Annotated in this window: 12 protein-coding genes and 1 pseudogene; 8 read left to right on the top strand and 5 right to left on the bottom strand. The window is 42.8% G+C overall.

Annotated elements, in window-relative coordinates:
- The first annotated feature begins 4 nt into the window (after positions 1-4).
- The 7 genes and pseudogenes from NMK93_RS05355 to NMK93_RS05385 all read left to right on the top strand — a co-directional run bounded on the left by NMK93_RS05355 (position 5) and on the right by NMK93_RS05385 (position 10613).
- Positions 5-3856 carry an efflux RND transporter permease subunit gene (locus tag NMK93_RS05355; protein WP_002993216.1) on the top strand — a complete coding sequence of 1284 codons (3852 nt, stop codon included), beginning with the start codon at positions 5-7 and terminating at the stop codon, positions 3854-3856.
- A complete protein-coding gene (locus tag NMK93_RS05360; protein WP_002993217.1) occupies positions 3843-5309 on the top strand; it encodes a TolC family protein in 1467 nt (488 codons plus the stop codon). Before NMK93_RS05355 ends, NMK93_RS05360 begins: the two co-directional genes overlap by 14 nt.
- A gap of 82 nt (positions 5310-5391) precedes the next feature.
- Positions 5392-6918, top strand: coding sequence for an efflux RND transporter periplasmic adaptor subunit (locus tag NMK93_RS05365; RefSeq protein ID WP_254528219.1), 1527 nt, complete (start codon positions 5392-5394; stop codon positions 6916-6918).
- 23 nt (positions 6919-6941) lie between these two features.
- The gene (locus tag NMK93_RS05370) at positions 6942-7415 is read left to right on the top strand and encodes a heme-binding domain-containing protein (protein WP_002993219.1); all 474 of its coding nucleotides are present in this window, start codon (positions 6942-6944) and stop codon (positions 7413-7415) included.
- A 72-nt stretch (positions 7416-7487) separates the two neighbouring features.
- Positions 7488-8429, top strand: a complete 942-nt coding sequence (locus tag NMK93_RS05375; protein ID WP_002993220.1) for a thymidine phosphorylase — start codon at positions 7488-7490, stop codon at positions 8427-8429.
- A gap of 151 nt (positions 8430-8580) precedes the next feature.
- Entirely contained in the window at positions 8581-9408 is an 828-nt protein-coding gene (locus NMK93_RS05380) for an RteC domain-containing protein (protein ID WP_094258252.1), read from the top strand.
- An 88-nt stretch (positions 9409-9496) separates the two neighbouring features.
- Positions 9497-10613, top strand: a pseudogene (locus NMK93_RS05385) (IS256 family transposase).
- Positions 10614-10817: 204 nt separating this feature from the next.
- Here NMK93_RS05385 and NMK93_RS19780 read toward each other — a convergent pair.
- The 5 genes from NMK93_RS19780 to NMK93_RS05410 form a co-directional block, all read right to left on the bottom strand.
- On the bottom strand, positions 10818-11153 hold the full coding sequence (locus NMK93_RS19780) for a four-helix bundle copper-binding protein (protein WP_002993225.1): 336 nt from the start codon (positions 11151-11153) through the stop codon (positions 10818-10820).
- Between the two features lie 28 nt (positions 11154-11181).
- Positions 11182-11802 carry a DUF305 domain-containing protein gene (locus tag NMK93_RS05395; protein ID WP_002993226.1) on the bottom strand — a complete coding sequence of 207 codons (621 nt, stop codon included), beginning with the start codon at positions 11800-11802 and terminating at the stop codon, positions 11182-11184.
- A gap of 284 nt (positions 11803-12086) precedes the next feature.
- Positions 12087-17519 carry an N-6 DNA methylase gene (locus NMK93_RS05400; protein ID WP_094280390.1) on the bottom strand — a complete coding sequence of 1811 codons (5433 nt, stop codon included), beginning with the start codon at positions 17517-17519 and terminating at the stop codon, positions 12087-12089.
- Positions 17506-17943, bottom strand: a complete 438-nt coding sequence (locus NMK93_RS05405) for a DUF1896 domain-containing protein (RefSeq protein ID WP_002993229.1) — start codon at positions 17941-17943, stop codon at positions 17506-17508. Before NMK93_RS05405 ends, NMK93_RS05400 begins: the two co-directional genes overlap by 14 nt.
- 113 nt (positions 17944-18056) lie before the next feature.
- Positions 18057-18386, bottom strand: a complete 330-nt coding sequence (locus NMK93_RS05410) for a hypothetical protein (RefSeq protein ID WP_002993231.1) — start codon at positions 18384-18386, stop codon at positions 18057-18059.
- A 169-nt stretch (positions 18387-18555) separates the two neighbouring features.
- On the opposite strand from NMK93_RS05410, the gene NMK93_RS05415 reads away from it, so the two are divergent.
- Complete coding sequence (locus NMK93_RS05415) at positions 18556-18885, top strand: helix-turn-helix transcriptional regulator (RefSeq protein WP_002993233.1); 330 nt, start codon at positions 18556-18558, stop codon at positions 18883-18885.
- Positions 18886-18907: the final 22 nt, after the last annotated feature.

An 18907-nucleotide genomic window follows, 5' to 3' on the forward strand; every position in this document is an offset into this window, starting at 1 on the left:
TGTTATGCTTAAAAAAATTATCAAATATTTTTTGGAGAACCGAGTAATAACACTGTTATTACTTGTGGTTGTCCTTATATGGGGGCTGATTACAGCGCCCTTTAATTGGCATCAAAATGCGTTGCCGAGCGATCCTGTGCCGGTCGATGCGATTCCGAACATTGGGGAGAACCAGCAAATTGTTGCGACCGAATGGATGGGGAGGTCTCCCAAAGATATACAGGAGCAGATTACCTATCCACTCACGACCTCCTTACTGGGCATCCCCGGCGTAAAAACAATCCGGAGCAGTTCGATGTTCGGCATGTCCTTCCTCTATGTCATTTTTGAAGAGGATGTTGAGTTTTATTGGAGCCGTTCCCGTATTCTGGAAAAACTGAATTCATTGCCTGCCGGCACATTACCATCCGATGTAACGCCCACGCTCGGGCCGGATGCCACTGCTTTGGGGCAGGTCTTTTGGTATACACTGGAGGGACGCAATCCCGAAACCGGAAAACCTACAGGAGGCTGGGACCCCGATGAGCTGCGCACGATTCAGGATTTCTATGCCAAATATAATTTGGCAGCATCGGAAGGGGTTTCCGAAGTGGCTTCCATCGGAGGTTTCGTAAAAGAATACCAAGTCGATATCAATCCAGATGCGATGCGCGCATACAATGTATCCGTAATGGATATCATGTCGGCTATCCAAAACAGCAACCTGGATATCGGTGCAGAGACGATCGAAATAAACAAAGCGGAATATCTGGTGCGTGGATTGGGCTACCTTAAAAGTGTCCAGGATCTTGAAGATGCCGTAGTGGCTGTGCGCAATAATGTTCCCGTAAAGATAAAAGACGTTGGGTTTGTCAATTTGGGACCCTCCACACGACGCGGTGGATTGGATAAGGAAGGCGTGGAAGCAGTTGGCGGTGTAGTAGTTGCCCGGCATGGAACCAACCCCATGGAAGTCATCAATAATGTCAAGGCGAAGATCAAAGAAATGGAGGCAGGTTTCCCTCAAAAAACATTAGAGGATGGGACTATTTCAAAAGTCACCGTCGTTCCGTTTTATGACCGCTCGGGTTTAATCCAGGAAACCATCGGGACGCTGGAAAATGCTTTAGCACACGAAATCCTGATCTGTATTATCGTTGTGATCGTGCTGGTGATCAACCTGCGAGCATCGATTCTTATATCCAGTATCTTGCCCATTGGCGTACTGGCGACCTTCATAATCATGAAACAAATGGGGGTCGAGGCGAATATCGTTGCCCTTTCGGGAATCGCCATTGCCATTGGGGTCATGGTGGATGTGGGGATTGTCTTTATCGAAAGCATACTACGCCATATGGATGAAGAAAAAGCCAAGGGTGTTGAGAGTCGGGGGAAAGCCTTTGTAAACTTGATTTCCACCGCTGTTGCGGAAGTGTCGGGTGCTTTGTCAACGGCGATGCTCACCACGATCATCAGCTTTTTACCTGTTTTTATGATGGAAGCACAAGAAGGTAAGTTGTTCGGTCCCTTGGCATACACCAAAACCTTTGCTTTGGTTTCAGCCTTTGTGTTAGGCATTATTATCTTGCCAACACTGGCTTATTATATATTTTCAATCCGTATCAATGGGAGTAAAGTTCGCCGGATAGCCAACTACGTTTTGGTAGTTGCCGGTATCGCTCTTTGGATCTATACAGGTGTTTTTGTCGCGTTCGCATTGACTTTGATCGGAGTCAACAACCTGTTTACACCAAGATGGAAAGGAGAAAAAATTGCCAACTACGTTAATGTTGCTATCACACTTTTTGTAGCGATGTATTACCTGACGGTTGAGTGGCTGCCACTCGGCACGCAGGCAAGCACCACACTTAACTTTGTGTTCGTATTCTTTGCCATTGGTTCCATCCTGGGAATGTTATGGGCATTGGTGATCTATTATGAACAGATTCTTCGATGGTCACTTTCCAACCGGTGGAAATTCATGGCCATCCCTATCATTACTTTATTATTCGGAATGTTAGCATGGATGGGCGTAGAGAAGAGTTTTGGTTTTGTTGCAAATGGCTTCGAAAAGACAGGTTGGAAATCATTTCGGGAGACTGCCTTCTGGCAAAAATCCACCGAAACATTTCCCGGTATCGGGGAGGAATTTATGCCAAGCCTCAATGAAGGTTCTTTCCTTTTGATGCCCACCAGTATGCCGCATACTGGGATTGAACAAAACCTGCAATTGATCAGAACACTTGATAAACGTATTCAAAACATACCGGAAGTCGAACTTATCGTAGGAAAATGGGGCCGTGTGAATTCTGCACTTGATCCGGCTCCTACACAGATGTTTGAAAATACGATCAATTATATCCCGGAATTTTATCTGGATGAAGACGGGCATCGTGAAAGGTTCAAGGTAAACAGTTCCGGAGAATTCGTGTTGAAAGGTGACAAGACCTATGCTGTTTCCGATGGTTTCCGTTCCATACCACGGGACAGTCTGATTGAAGATAAAAGCGGAAAATTTTTCCGCAGATGGCGTCCTGAAATTAAAAAGGCCGACGATATATGGCAAGAGATCGTCAATGTTTCCCATCTGCCCGGATTGACTTCCGCTCCTAAGTTGCAACCGATAGAAGCGAGAATGGTAATGCTTTCTACGGGAATGAGGGCTCCGATGGGGCTAAAGGTTTCGGGTCCGGATCTGGAGTCGATTGAAATCGGTGGCAAGGCCTTGGAAGCAGCCTTAAAGGATGTTCCATCTGTTATGCCATCGACCGTTTTCTACGACAGGGCTGTTGGCGCACCCTATATCGAAATCCATCTGAACCGGGATAGAATGGCCAGATACGGTATTACCGTTGCCGAGCTTCAGGAAGTAATCAGTGCGGCAGTCGGCGGTATGACGTTGACCACTACAGTCGAAGGCCGGGAACGGTTTCCCGTTCGCCTGCGCTACCCACGAGAATTACGGGATGACCCGGATGCGTTGCGAAAAATAATCATTCCGACAGCTACAGGAGCTCAGATTCCATTGGGGGATGTGGTGGATGTTGAATATGCCAAGGGCGCTCAGATGATCCAAAGTGAAAATACCTTTTTGTTGGGTTATGTAATCTTTGATAAAAAAAGTGGCATAGCGGAAGTCGACGTAGTATACGAAGCGGATCAACTCCTAAAGGAAAAAATAGCGTCTGGAGAACTGGATTTACCCAACGGGGTGACGTATAAGTTTGCCGGAAATTATGAACAGCAAGAACGTGCCGCAAAAAGGCTAATGCTTATTATACCACTGAGTTTGTTAGCCATTTTAGTAATTCTCTACTTTCAGTTCCGAACGGTTACAGCATCGTTAATTCATTTTTCCGGTGTTTTTGTAGCTCTTGCAGGAGGTTTTATTTTGTTGTGGCTTTACGGACAGCCTTGGTTTATGGATTTCTCTGTCGGAGGGACAAATATGAGGGATCTGTTCCAGATGCACAGCATCAATCTCAGCATTGCCGTTTGGGTAGGATTTATCGCCCTGTTCGGACTGGCGACGAGTGATGGTGTATTAATGGGAACATACATCCACGATACATTTGAAGCACGGAACCCCAGAACAAAAGATGAAATACGGGAAGCAGTCATATACGCAGGCTTAAAGCGTGTCAGACCGGCAGCGATGACCACTGCTACAGCACTGATCGCCTTACTGCCTGTCCTGACCTCTACCGGTAAAGGTGCGGAAATCATGGTACCAATGGCCATCCCGACTTTCGGCGGCATGCTGATCCAATCCATGACCATGTTTGTGGTTCCAGTATTCCAGTGCTGGTGGAGGGAATCTGCCACTAAAAAAGAAAATAGAAAAAATAATAAAAATATAGCGAATGAAAACGAATAAGATAAATCGGTATATAACCGTGGCTGTATTAACAAGCTTAAGCATTTTTTCGCAAGCTTTAGCCCAAGACTACCCCACCGATTCGCTGTCCTATTATATACAAGTCGCAATCGAAAATAATCCGGGTGTAAAATCACAAAAGTATGCGCATGAGGCATACCTTGAAAAAATTCCGCAAGCCGGAGCATACCAAGACCCCGAATTGTCCATGGAAGCATATACGATGCCTATGGAAATTATAGGAGGGCGTTCTATTGGAAATGTGAGCTTGATGCAAATGTTTCCATGGTTCGGCACGAGAAAAGCAGCTCGCACAGAGGCTACACATATGGCCAATATGCAAGATCAACAGTATCGGGAAGCCATAAATAATCTGATCCTTCAGGTCAGCACACAGTGGTACACGATGCAAAAATTGAACGAGCAACTCAAGAATAATCAGGAAAACCAAGTGTTTCTAAAACAATTGGAACAATTGGCAATACGGAAATTCTCTGCGCCCTCAAGCACCTCACAATCAAGTGTAGCACCCGTCGTAAGCAGTAATACGCCTTCCTCACCAACCAGATCTAGTGCTTCATCGGGTATGGGAGGGATGAGTATGGGAGGAGGCAATTCAGCTCCTGCTACTAATCAGAATATGAGTATGCCGTCCGGTGGTGGCATGGGAGCAATGGAAGGTGGCTCCGGATCGGGTATGTCAGAGGTGCTTCGTATCCAATTGGAAATTGTCGAAATTGAAAATAACATTGAAAGTTTACATGCTCAGATTAAAGCCGAAAAAGCAAAATTCAATGCATTGTTGAATCGGGAAGCAACTGAAAAGGTCATGCTGGGACAAGAGATCCACAAGCTGAATTTTTTATATAGCGAGGAAGAGGCACTAAGGGTTATTGAGGCAAACAACCCCATGCTTGAAATGATTGCCGAAGAAGGCTTGGCATTTAAGGCAAAAGCGGAAATGGATCGGAAAATGAGTTATCCCATGATTGGTATCGGTGTGGAATACATGGTTGTGGGAAGGACGAATAATTCAATGCTGGCCATGGACGGGATGAACGGTAAGGATATGGTCATGCCTATGGTTTCAGTGAGCCTGCCACTCTTCCGTAAAAAATACAATGCCCAGCAAAACGAAAGCAGGCTATGGCGAAAATCAAGCGAAGAGAACTTTAAAAACACCTTCAACACTTTGAAAAGCGAGTTTTACAGTCTCAAAAGCCAACTGGATGATGCTCAGCGTGCCATCGAGCTGTACGAAAAACAAACTACGCTCGCCCAAACGACATATAACCTGATCGTAAAAGAGTTCGTTACAGGCAAAAGTGACTTGACCAACGTTATTCAGGTGCAGCGGCAATTATTGGATTATCAGCTTAGGAAAGCTGAGGCCCTTGCCAACTATAATACGATGGTTGTGTCAATAAAAAAATTATTAGCAGACCATAAATAATGCAATTATTTTGAAATTCTTAGCAATGAATAAACTGAAAAATATTTTTAGAAATAAGGCGGTAACTTACGGGGTTATATTATTGTCCGGACTACTGCTTGGCTGGGCGATATTTGGCGGGAATTCGTCCCATGATCACAGCCATGACCTTGAAATGGAAGTGACCGAGGACGGGGAAACAGTATGGACTTGCTCCATGCACCCCCAGATCAGAATGGATAAACCGGGGAAATGCCCGATATGTGCAATGGATCTAATTCCCTTGAAATCATCCGGGGGAGGTGATGATGTAATTGACGATGACGCCATCCAGATGTCAGAAGAAGCCATAGCATTGGCGAATATCCAGACTTCGATTGTCGGCCACCAAGACGCTGTTAAAGATGTCCAACTGTATGGGACTATTCAGGTGGACGAACGTTTACAACAATCCCAAACATCGCATGTCAATGGCCGTATTGAAAATCTTTACGTAACCTTTACTGGCGAGTCGGTAAGAGAAGGACAACTGATAGCCAAAATCTATTCGCCTGATTTATTGACGGCGCAGCAAGAATTGCTCGAAGCTGCAAAATTGCAGGATATGCAGCCCCTCCTATTGGATGCCGCGAAAGAGAAGCTGAGTTTATGGAAGGTGTCAGAGGATCAGATAAGCAAAATATTGACATCCAACGAAGTTTCACCCTACGTCAATATATATGCGAATACAAGTGGTGTTGTCATAGCAAAAAATGTAAACCCGGGCGATTATATCGGCCAAGGGAGCGTCTTGTACACCATTTCAAACCTTTCCAAGTTATGGGCGGTTTTTGATGCGTATGAAACAGATCTGCCATTTCTAAAGGTGGGAGATCAGCTGGAATATACATTACGGAGTTTGCCCGGAAAAGTCTATAATGGGCGGATTGCCTTTATTAACCCTATCCTTGATGCCAATTCAAGAACGGCAAAAATCAGGGTCGAAGCCGATAACCGGGATCGCAATCTCAAACCTGAAATGTATGCAACAGCAAGGATCACTGCTCCTTTAAAGGGCTACAACGATGAGTTGGTCATTCCCAAGTCGGCGGTTTTATGGACAGGGAAGCGCTCCATAGTTTACGTAAAACAGCCAAATACATCCACGCCTGCTTTTAAACTTCGGGAGATCGTCTTGGGCCCCTCATTGGGCGACCAATATGTTGTTATGTCGGGGCTGGAAAATGGCGAGGAAATCGTGACCAAGGGAGCTTTCACCGTTGATGCAAGTGCCCAGCTGGAAGGTAAAATCAGTATGATGAATAACGATGGCGCAGCATCGGCTGCCGGACATCAGCATGGCGATGCTCAAACCAATGTCAATAAGACCCATGATATGTTGAAAGTATCAGGAAATTGTGAAATGTGCAAAAGCCGGATTGAGAAAGCGGCCAAAAGTGTCAAGGGGGTGATTTCCGCAAACTGGGATGTTAATGCCAAAGTTATCCATTTGGATTTCGATTCAAAAGTAACCTCAAAAAGTGCCATAAGCAAAGCTATTGCTAATGTTGGTCACGATACAGAGCTGGACAAGGCTCCCAAGGCGGTTTATGACGACTTACCGAGTTGCTGTCTCTATGACCGGGGATAATGGTACTTGATTAATATTAGATCATGAAAAAAAACGGAAAACGAACGAAAGCATACAAAGTAATTTTAACAGTTCTGTTAAGTGTGTTTGTGTTAATGCAATTTATAACCCCCCAAAGGAACCTATCCCCGGTTCCTGCGGGCCAGGTTTTTGTTGATTCATTTAAGGTCGATGCAAAAGTTAATGCAATCCTGTCGGTATCATGCTATGACTGCCATAGCAATAATACCCAATACCCTTGGTACACTAATGTTCAGCCTTTGGGTTGGTTCATGGCAGATCATATAACCGAAGGAAAAGAGAAATTGAACTTTGATGATTTGCCAAATTACAGCCCGAGAAGGATAAACTCAAAGTTTAGCCAGATTATTGAGCAAATCGAGAAAGGTAAAATGCCGTTGAGTTCATATACGTGGATGCATGGGGGTGCTCGTCTAAGCATGGAAGATAAGAAGCTGTTAGTTGAATACTTTAACTCGTTGATGGATAATGAATAAGTTTAGAGTGTTAATAGTACAGACGGTTCCTTCGGAAATAGACTCAAAACGTAAATTTTAATAACAGGAAAAGTGGAAAACCAATCTAATATCTTAAAATACAAACATCTCGGAATCTACACTCAAAACGAGAATGTAGTATATATGCATGAAAACTGCCACGTTTGTGCTTCAGAAGGCTTTGAGGCACTTACCCGAATTAGAATATCCACTGCAACGGACTCAATCGTAGCAAGTCTTAATGTAATTTCATCCAATCTTCTATTGACTGATGAAATTGGGTTATCGGACGCCGCAGCAAAAAAACTGAATGTTTCCCCAAATGAAACTTTGTATGTTTCACATTTGGAACCTATTAAATCTTTAAGCCACGTACGGGCAAAAATCTACAATCAGAAACTGGATTACTTGGCGTACAATGAAATCATTACGGATATAGTTCAGGGCAATTATTCCAATATCGACCTCACAGCATTTATCACCGCCTGTGCCGGAAATAGAATGGATCTTGATGAAATCACCTATCTTACAAAAGCCATGATTGCTTCTGGTATGCAATTGCACTGGAACAAGGAGATTGTTGTTGATAAGCATTGCATCGGAGGGTTACCAGGCAATAGAACAACACCGTTGGTAGTTGCCATTGTTACTGCCTTTGGCCTTACAATGCCCAAAACGTCTTCCCGTGCCATTACCTCGCCTGCCGGTACTGCAGATACCATGGAAGTATTTACCAATGTAACGCTTTCCCCTGAAAAAATAAAAGAAGTGGTTCATAAGGAAGGGGGGTGTATCGTTTGGGGTGGAACAGCCCAGTTAAGCCCGGCAGATGATCTGCTGATAAAAATCGAAAAAGCCCTCGATATAGATAGCGAGGGACAGCTAATTGCTTCGGTACTCTCAAAAAAAGCAGCGGCGGGTTCCACGCACGTTGTTATAGATATTCCTGTAGGTGAAACTGCAAAAATGAGAAGTACAAAAATGGCACAGACAAAGAGTATATGGGTGGTCTAAAATACATTTTGACCAGAAACATTGCCGCTACTACCCATTATGACAGCGATATGGGCTGGGGGTTCGGATTGAATTTGTCCTATTAAGTTTGACTTTCTATGAGGTCGGATTTAGAATCCGACCTCTTTTGATGAATTAAAAATGTTACTTAATGAGCAATTATTACGAGGAAATAATAAAGAAACTAGAAGATGAAATAAAAGAGGTGTCTCTTGAACTGGATGGTTCCATAGCTTTGTATGAAGTTATTATCGAGTTGATATTATCGAGACTTTCCGAAATAAAGGAATATACACTAAAAAATGGCTTTGATAGTATAAATGAAGAGATCCACTTTTTCAAATATCAAAAACCAGTCATTGTTTCAAAACTCATTTACTATAACGCTATCTATAAAATAGAGACAAAAAAACCTAATGATATAAAAGCTATTAGGAAATACATTAATGGTGAGCTAAGGAAACTCAAACGGTATTTTGAGAGTAACCTTGAATTCTATAAATATTACCGAACAGGCAGTTCATTTGTAGATGAAAAGTTATTTGTTCGGGGCAAACACGATATAAAGTTAAGTTTGGACACGGTTTATTTTGAAACCGACCACCGGTTTTCTACATCCCACGATTATAAGGCGGCAAAAATAATTGCCAATGACCTGATTCAAGTTTATCTTGAAGACCAACTTCACAACATAATCTATAAAGATAAATCAATAGACCTACCAACATTAAGTTGGACGGGAAGCAAAGCGGCTTTAACGGAATTGATTTACGGACTGCATTCTCAAGCCGTCTTCAATAATGGGAATACAGATATTATAACCATAGTCAGATTTTTTGAAAACAGTTTTAATGTTGATTTGGGCGATTTTTACCATACATTTTTGGAACTCAAAGCAAGAAAGCTGAACCGAACGAAATTCCTTGACAGCTTACGTGATGCTTTGATTAAAAAAATGGAAGAACAGGACGAAATATAAAATCAAAAGACGATTTTGTCGATCAGAGACTGTAAAATAAACTGTGTCAAGGATAATAAACAGAAGTATTATTTTTGACATAGTAATTATGAGTATTAAGGAAAGCGATTTTGATTTTGAGTCCATGAAGGACCTGGCCCTAGAACAGTTACGTAGTGGTGAATCACTTTATGGCAAGAACGGAGCTTTTGCTCCTTTAATGAAAAAGTTTTTAGAAGCAGCGCTAGAAGCTGAGATTGAGAGCCATCTGGATGAAGCTGAACGCTCTTGTGGTAATCGTCGTAACGGCAAGTCCAGCAAGCAGATTCGCACCTCAGATGGCACTATCGAGATCGATACTCCGCGTGACCGTCGGTCTAACTTCGAACCCCAGCTTATTAAGAAACGTGAGACGATTTTAGCTTTCTTCGATTACCGATAAGATCATTCCCCAGGTCAAGGAGTGGCAATCAAGAAGTCTAGACTCGCTTTATACGATTGTTTGGATGGACGCCATGCACTACAAAGTAAAAGAAGACCATCGGTTTGTTTCGCGGGCAGTATACAATATTCTTGGCATTGATCGAAATGGACATAAGCATCTGATAGGGATGTATGTTTCGGAGAATGAGGGAGCTAACTTTTGGTTGAGCGTATTGACTGATTTACAAAATCGAGGCGTAGAGGATATCTTAATTGCTTGTATCGATAATTTAAAAGGGTTTTCCGAAGCGATACAGAGTGTTTTTCCCGACACCGAAGTACAGACCTGTGTAGTACATCAAATCCGAAACAGCCTAAAGTATGTAGCCAGTAAGGATCAAAAGGAGTTCATGAACGATCTAAAACCCGTATATAGGGCCGATACGTTGGATCTAGCCGAGCTTCGGATGGATGAACTTCAGGATAAATGGGGTGAAAAGTATCCTGTGGTCATTGAATCCTGGCGACGCAACTGGGATCGTCTGACCACCTATTTCCGATACGATAAATCCATCCGAAAGTTGATATACACGACTAACACGATCGAAGGATTTCATCGCCAAGTGCGTAAGGTCACCAAAACTAAAGGTGCATTCACCTCCGATATAGCGTTATTGAAATTGATTTATTTAGCACATAACAACATTAAGAAGAAATGGACGATGCCACTAGCCAATTGGGGAACAACAGCACAGAAATTAGCAATTTGGTTTCCGGGAAGAATGGTGTTAGATTTGCAATAAGAAAAATGGTTGAATTACCGCCCCGCGGGGCGGTAATTCAACCATTGACACAGTTTATTTTACACTCCCGTCGATCATTATTCGGCGAAGGAGCCAGTCCATTTTCCTCTTTCCCTAACTATCGTTTACAAATGGAAACGGTCCTGAAATTCTTTACCCAGTTTGAATTCATTGGAGGTTTTTAGACTTCTACCAATAATGAGATTATACCGCCGTTGCCATTTGCTCACAAGCTTCTGCGCATTTGTAGCAAGCATCCGCACACTCTTTGCAATGTTGCATATCATGCTTAGCACATTCATCTCCACACGCTCTACAAATCTCCGCACATAGCTTGCAAAGGTGACGGCTATATTGGCTTCCCAAACTCATGAGTTCGGCTGCGGCTCTACATATGGCTGCACATTCCAGATCAAGCTGGATACATCGAGCCATCATTTTTACATTGTCCTCTTGCAAGCAAGAAGCTGCACAATGGTTACAAGCTACAGCACAGGCGTAGCATTCGTCAATACATTTTTGAAATTGTTGATGTGACATAATTTTATTGTTTAAAGTGAGAAATTATTTATCTATTCTTATTAGCTAATAACCAGGTTTGAATCTCCGAGATTTCCTGATCCTGTTTTTCAATAATATTTTTTGCCATTGTCTGCATAGCACTTTCGTGTCCGTAAATAAGTTCCAATTTTGCGTTTCCAATTGCATTTTGATGATGCTGAATCATCAACATGGCAAAATCGTGATCCGTGTCTCCATTAATGATTTGGAGATCTGTCACTCTGCCTGAGCGTTCCATATTTTTCATCTGCTCTGTAACAAATTCGGGAACATTTAGATGCGGTACGTGACCATTGAGAAATGTGGTTAATTCTTGAATCTCAGCCTTCTGGTCTTTAATTATTTTCTGGGCCATCTCCCTCATTTGCGCATCATCGCCGGATTGCAGTTCCTTATTTGCCATGTCGATCGCTCCCTGATGATGCATTCGCATCATCAGAGCAAAAGCATTATCAGGGTCGGGGGGCATTTGCATGGCCATCATCTCATCCATCATGTTGTGCATGATAGTCATCATTTCATTGTCATCGTGATTCTGGATTTTGATTTTGTTGATATCGTCCTTATCGCACGCTTGGATAAATAACAGTATTCCTGCTATTGCCATTATTTTTATCGCTAATTTCATAGATGTATATTATTATTATCAATTTCCTTTTCTCTTTTAATAATGAAATGTTAAAGACTTTTTTTGATAGAACACATAGACAGAACAACATACAATTCAATTTGTTTGATTTTTTGGATTCAAAACGAGCTACAGATAAGATATGTGGGTGTAAGATTATTTCTGTAATGTAGTGGTTTATGCTACTATTTATTCATCAATTTTGAAATGAATCACAGTCCAGAAATAAATTGAACGAACCTGAGATGTTGTGATTAGGAAAATGTATGAATGGGTAAATGTTTTTACAATACTCCCCGTGACATATAAATACTTTTTGTCGGTACTACGCTTTCCATAGCCTTTGGATTTTCTTGCTGCTTTTCGACTTGTTCTGTAGAATTTTCTATTGGTTCCGGAGTGTTAGATAACTGTATTTTCCGCTCAATTGCCGCCAACTCCGTTTTGAGTTCGCTAAGTCGGTTTTCTTTTGTCCACGTACCATTGATTACTTCCTTAAGTATTGGAATGTTTTTTTGGAAATCTGCCATATTCTCCTGTTCTTTTCTGATATAGGTGGGCAGCTTTTCCAATGCTTTAATAAAATTTAGTGAAGCTGTTTCGGGATCTTTTGCCATTACACCATTGTTGAATGTATATTTGATAGTACCCTCACCTTGAATAAAAAAACGGTTTACACGAATATCCACCCCCTCTTTTTGTGACATTTCCGTTTTTACCAAAAGTTGAAAGCCATACAGATTACCGATTTCTTCATAATCCCCACCCGTTCGGGATTTGTCGGCAAGCTGATTGAGCTTTGCACCGATTTGTTTTATATCCGCATTGGGCGACAAAACGTCTAATTTAATAAGGTTGGCAACGGAACCGTCAGTGTTTTTTTGGATACGTCCCTGCAAATTATTCCAATCAAGGCTCATACGGTCATAGCGGGATTGGGCTTTTCCAAGTTCTGCCTCATAATCTTCCAGTTTGTACTTGGCACTTGATTTTGAACGATTGAACGATTGCCTTTCGCTTTCCAATCCGGCAATCTGTTTCTCTATTTTAGCTTTGTCCAAAAGGTCGGTATTGCCCATAAGGATAGCTACATATTCCGAGAAATTCATACCCGACTTTTCATCCATACCACCTTCGTCAATCGTCCGTTTACCAAGATTGTTGGATTTTAATTGGTCAATAAATAGCTGTTTGTTGTGCAGCAGGTTGAACTTATAACTATCCAGCGATTTTTCAACGGCATAGATGATTACATCCACTTTATTGTCGTTAAAATGCTTGGCAATCTCATTGCCTTTGCGGATAGCCCTACCGTCCCTTTGCGCAAGGTCGGACGGTCGCCACGGCGTATCTAAATGGTGTACGGCAACGGCTCTTTTCTGTGCGTTCACACCTGTACCGAGCATACTCGTAGAACCGAAAAGGACACGGATTTTGCCCTCGTTCATTCCTTTGATTAGCTCTTTTCGTTGCTTGTCATTCTTCGCTTCCTGTATAAAGCGGATTTCGTGTGCAGGTATGTCGTGGTCTTCCACGAGCTTACGTTTGATTTCGGAGTAGATATTCCACTGATTTGGCTTGTATGTTCCCAAATCCGAGAAGATGAACTGCGTGCCTTTCTGTGCATTGAATTTATTGTAATATTTAGCAATATTATCTGCACAATGGGAAGCTTTGTTATCGGCGTGGTCTTGGTAATGGGGGCTTACCATTCGCATATCCAAAGACATCTTTCGAGCGTAGTCCGTAGCGATAAGCATTTTTGCTTTTTCTTCTTTTTTAGATAGCGGTTTTCTGCCAAGTAATTCCCCTTTGCCTGATTTGGCAAACTCCATCAGCTTTTCAATAAACTTCTCCTGGTCTGGAGTTGGAGGTATGTTGTAAAATATCTCGTTCTTTTCGGGACGGTCTATTCCAATCATTTCGGCGGTACGGTAATCCGTGATTTCGGAGTAGAATTGAGCGAGTTCCGGCACTTTGATAAAGTAGCGGAAACGCTCTTTTGCCACGATATTATTGGCGACCGAAAACTCATAATCGGTTGTTTTCTTTGCGTAGATTGCCGCCCACGCATCAAACGAGTTAATGCCCTGTTTTGCCAAAGCCCTTGGTCGCAGGTATTTGAACAACAGGTACAATTCGGTCAGTGAATTGCTGATAGTCGTACCCGAAAGGAAAGTTGCCCCCATATCCGCATCGGTACGTTCCTGTATAGTCCGTATAGCAAACAAAAGATTCAGTGCCTTTAGGCTTCCCTGTTGATTGCCCAATCCTGCAACCCTTGAATGCCTTGTGTTGAAAATCAGGTTTTTGAATTGGTGGCTTTCGTCTACAAATAAATGGTCGATACCCATCATCTTGAAGTCCACAATATCATCTTTGCGGTTTTCAATGTCGTGTTGCAGGGTTTTCAGCTTGACTTCGAGGTTTTCTTTCTGTTTCTCTGCTCCGGCGAGCATACCCCGGGTTACTTCATCGCCCTGACTTCGCAAAACGTCAAGATTTTCCTCCACACTGTCCAGTTCGGATTGCAGGATTTCCTTTTGTATTTCGGGCGATTGGGGTATCATTCCGAACTGGTCGTGGGTCAATATCACACAATCCCACTCGTTGTTCTTAATATCTCCGAAAATCCGCAGTCGTTTTTGGGGCGTAAAATCATCAATGCCCGGATAGAGTATTTTAGCGTGCGGATAGGCGGTGCGGTAGGCTTCGGCAATTTCAGGTATATTCGCTTTCAACCCGATAATCATCGGTTTGTGAGCCAGTCCCAAACGCTTCATTTCCTGTGCACCCGTGCACATTATCAACGTCTTTCCGGCACCTACTTCATGGTCGCAGATAGCACCGTTATTGAGCTTTATTATCCAGACAGCATCCTTTTGGCTTGAATACAGGTCTTCAATACCCAATGCTTTTCGGTCCAATTCCGGAAACACCTGATGGGAACCGTCGTAGTGCGGTCGGACAAAACAGTTAAAGGTGTCGTTGTATTGGTCAGTCATCCTTATCTTGAACTCATCGTTTTGGGCGTGGAGCCAATCGTTAAAGGAGGTTCGGATTTCGTCAATCTTGGTATTCGCCATTTGTATGGCTTCCATATCCCGTACCTTGACATTCTTTCCGTCAACCTGTACCGTTTTGGAAATATCGGGTGTGGTATTGACAAGGGCGTGCTTGAGCAGGGCAATCCCGTCATACGTCCGGCTTTGGGCTTTGACCGCATATTTATCCCATATATGGACATTTTTCTGTTTGCAGGTGACGGAAAAATCATCGGCACTGTCCGAATAGTGGATTTTCACATCTGCGTCGAACAGATGCGATGCAAATCGGGCGTAGATGCCAGTGGGTATCCAGCGTTCGCCCAGATTAAAATCGAGTTCCTCAAATTCGATACGTCTTGGTCGGGCTTCTTCCAAAACGGTAAGGCTTTCTTTAGCTTGGGTATCATCGGGATTGCTTTCGAGGTAATCTCTTATTTCGTTGGCTTTCTCCACTACATTGCCCGCAACCCAGCGTTCGAATATTTCATATTCCTTTTGCAATGGATTGTAGTAGATGAGACCGTGTAAGGCTTCTTTCAAAGCATCAGCAGGCATACCGCTGATTTCGGACATAAAGTCCAAATCCACGCTTCCGTATTTGTTCAGCGAAGCCGATAACGCTTCTTCGGGATTGTCCGTTGCAATGGTTGCGGTAGAAAAACTTACAGGACGGCTGAATATATCTGCCTTATGGATTACACCACCAACGACACGCTCCAGATAGGGCATTTCTTTGCCTACACTGTCTGTTTTGATGAGCTTGATATTGTCCGCACTGTTGAGATTTCCGTACCTTTTGACAAAAGCATCGTATAAGCGGTTAAGGTTTTCCCTTTCTTCCTTGTGTTCTGAATGTTTCTCGGCTTCTTTTTGGTAGAGGTCGATATAGGTATCACGAACTTGGATATATGCTTCGGCTCTTGCTTTTTGCAAAGACGGTAACTGCAACGGGTGGAATATTGCCCTTGCATCACTTTTATCCACTTCCTGCAAATAGCCGACCCAACCGTTATCTACGACAAGGCAATCGTTACGGTGAAACTGTTGGAGTTCGTCACTGTACGGAGCAGGTTCGGGAACAGTAGCAGGTACGGTACCGGCTGACTTATCGGCTTGGCCATTACTGTTTGCCTGTGAAAATAAATCGCCGATTGTTTTCTGTTTTGTGCCATTGGTTTGTAAGGTTTTATTGACCGTGCCGTTTGATGCTGGAGATGTATAGGACTGTTGCATCGCTCCGCTAAAGAGGTCGGTTTGCCGACCTCTTGGGGTACGTTTTCTTTTTGTCGTTTGTCTTTTGGCTTGGGTGGTTTTCTTTGGCGGGGTAATAACCGCTACGGTTTCATTTACATTTTCAAACAGGTCGAAAATGCTTAGCTGTTTTAATTCCTGCTGGCTTTCCTGTACAATGGCTGGTGCAGTAAAACGCGGTCGTTCGGGTTGTATGATTTCGGGTTCAGTAGCCGGAGGTGCCGGCGTTGGCGTAATCGGAATTTGTACGATAGGTTCATCGTTGCTTTCGCCTTTGTACAAATCAAAATTCAGGTGCTTTCCAAAATCTTCGGAAAGCATTTGCTTCAAATCTTTGGCAATCCCCGCAACACCGTCTTTATGCGTATAGATAATTGCAGGTTTTCCGTATGGGTCGGTATCTATCTTACGGTCGGTATGTATGACCCTCGTACCGTCACGGAAAAAAGCATTGCTTGAAGTATCGTATTTGGTCTGCCTGCTTTGGCAAAACAGCTCTTCCAATTCGCTCAGAGGTTGTTTTGCCGTATTCTTTTGCAGGATAATCAGGTCGCTTCCGACTTCTGTACCTGCATATTCCGTGAACAGGTTGTTTGGCAATCGGACAACCGACACCAGATGGTTGCTTTTCATTAACGCCCTACGTATCGGCTCATTGTTGGGGCTGTTTAAAATTCCTTGCGAAGTAATAAATACCTGCAAACCACCCTCACGGAGCATATCGTTTCCTTTCAAAAAGAAATAATTGTGTATGCTACGGGCAGCCTGTATTTTTGCGGGGTCTTTGCTTCGGGAAAACGTAAGATCGAACACGGAAGTATCGCCAAACGGAATGTTGCTTGCAACAACATCATAGCTATTTTGTTCCTTTTCGGGGATTTCCTCAAAACCGCTCACACGGATATTGCTTTCGGGATAGAGGTGTTTTAGGATTTTGCCTGTCAGCAAATCTTTTTCATAGGCAGTTACTTTGGTTTGTTGGTTTTCGGAAAAGGATTGTATAAACGAGCCGATACCTGCGGAGGGTTCAAGGAATTTCTGAATATTTACATCGCTTTCCCGCAGGGTTTCGGAAATTGCATCAATTACCTGTGGAGGTGTATAAAAAGCCGTCAGCACGGAGCTTTTCATACTGTCCACGTATCGGCGGTATTGCTTATCGTCTTCGGACTTTTCTTTGAGCAGTTTGTGGAGTTCCAGCGTAATGGGGAATAAATCGTGTTCGGTTTTCCTCCAATGGTTGATATCTATTTCATTTGCTATGGGGTTCAATACGAATTTAAGACCGCCAAATCCGCTGTATTGTTTCATTGACAGTCTTTCACCCACGGTAGCGTTTCGTTGCTCTTTTTCCAATGTAAAGGCAATCCGCAGGGCTTCGATATTGTCCAAGAGATGCTGCCGTTTACTGAAGCCCATTTTCCTCAATCCATATTGCGATGGTTCCGGTTATCTCGGTATAGAGCAGGTCAAACTCATAACCGTAGGCAAAATCATCGGCTAGTTCATATTGGGCGAAAACATTCTCGCAAACAGGGAACATTTTCAGAGCGAACCGCCGCAGTTCCTCGTCTGCCATTAGGGTATCGAACTCATTGCATACTACCTGAAAAACCATATCAAACTTGGAGAAGTGCAAACCCTCAAAGAGTATGTAATTCGCTATCTCATTACATTGCTCAATGGCATTGCCGGAACGGAACGCATCCTCATAGGCATTGGCAGCCCACGAGGAACGCTGGTCAATAAATTTTTGGTTGCTGGCTTTTTCAGGGAAACTACTGTTCAGGAGTTCCTGTAGTCGTAAACGGAAATACGACAGGTCTTTTTGCTGTGTACTCATAATTAAATTTTGTTTAGAATTTTGCGTAAAACCTAAAATTAGAGCAGGGAGCAAGAGCCTTTGAAGAAGTGGCAGGGTTTGGCTTCGGGAGGCAGGATTTGGCAGAACAGTGTTTATTCAGATATCGTTATAGAGTTGTCCACTTCATTGACATATACGTCCGACCCATCAAAATCATCATCATCGTTTTGGGAACTTTGTCTTGTAAAAAGCTCCAGTCTGTCAACTTGCCCAAAAAGCCGAACAATACGCTTTCTGATTTTGTCAGGTTTTTCGGATTGTCTTCCACGGGGAGATATAAGCACCTGTGGAACATCTCTTGCATGTCTTTCAAGAGGTTTTCCCTTTGTGAACAGTAGGACGATTTCTGCATTTGCCCGTGTAATATATCCCATTCCAATAAAAACCCAATCATTGTTCCTGTTCGTTTTTTTTTCTTGCAACGGCTAAGGTATCAGCGAGAAGAAAAGGTCGACTGAAAGTGGCAGAGTTTGGCTTTGAGAGGTAGGGTTTTACCACACATAAGATTATTAAAAGAATTGATTGTTTTTTTACAAACCATATTATATCTAAATTTATTATCGTAATATTGCGATATATAAAAAACAAAGCATGGGACTTACTAAATCAGAAATATTCACGGACGAGCAAAACAGATTAGCTTCTCTATTTAAGGTTCTGGCACACCCTGCAAGGGTTGCCATACTTCAATATATCATTAACCAGAAAGCCTGTATCTGTAATGATCTGGTCGAGGAATTGGGATTGGCACAGGCTACGATTTCTCAGCATTTAAAGGAGTTAAAGAGTATCGGCATCATTCAAGGCACAATCGAGGTTAAATCTGTTTGTTATTGCATCGATAAAAATGTTTGGAAAAAAATCCAAGCAGATTTTAATTCATTCTTTGATCAGGAAGTAAAGGTAAACAAGTGCTGTTAGCCGTGTTTTTTTAATATTTAAC

The sequence above is a fragment of the Sphingobacterium sp. LZ7M1 genome, from assembly GCF_024296865.1.
In the GTDB taxonomy this organism is placed as follows: domain Bacteria; phylum Bacteroidota; class Bacteroidia; order Sphingobacteriales; family Sphingobacteriaceae; genus Sphingobacterium.

Bases quoted from the DNA above. Each gene is read 5' to 3' on its own strand.
- NMK93_RS05400 (WP_094280390.1), bottom strand. From the start codon at position 17,519: ATGGGCTTCAGTAAACGGCAGCATCTCTTGGACAATATCGAAGCCCTG.
- NMK93_RS05405 (WP_002993229.1), bottom strand. From the start codon at position 17,943: ATGAGTACACAGCAAAAAGACCTGTCGTATTTCCGTTTACGACTACAG.
- NMK93_RS05415 (WP_002993233.1), top strand. From the start codon at position 18,556: ATGGGACTTACTAAATCAGAAATATTCACGGACGAGCAAAACAGATTA.
- NMK93_RS05360 (WP_002993217.1), top strand. From the start codon at position 3,843: ATGAAAACGAATAAGATAAATCGGTATATAACCGTGGCTGTATTAACA.
- NMK93_RS05380 (WP_094258252.1), top strand. From the start codon at position 8,581: ATGAGCAATTATTACGAGGAAATAATAAAGAAACTAGAAGATGAAATA.
- NMK93_RS19780 (WP_002993225.1), bottom strand. From the start codon at position 11,153: ATGTCACATCAACAATTTCAAAAATGTATTGACGAATGCTACGCCTGT.
- NMK93_RS05395 (WP_002993226.1), bottom strand. From the start codon at position 11,802: ATGAAATTAGCGATAAAAATAATGGCAATAGCAGGAATACTGTTATTT.
- NMK93_RS05370 (WP_002993219.1), top strand. From the start codon at position 6,942: ATGAAAAAAAACGGAAAACGAACGAAAGCATACAAAGTAATTTTAACA.
- NMK93_RS05355 (WP_002993216.1), top strand. From the start codon at position 5: ATGCTTAAAAAAATTATCAAATATTTTTTGGAGAACCGAGTAATAACA.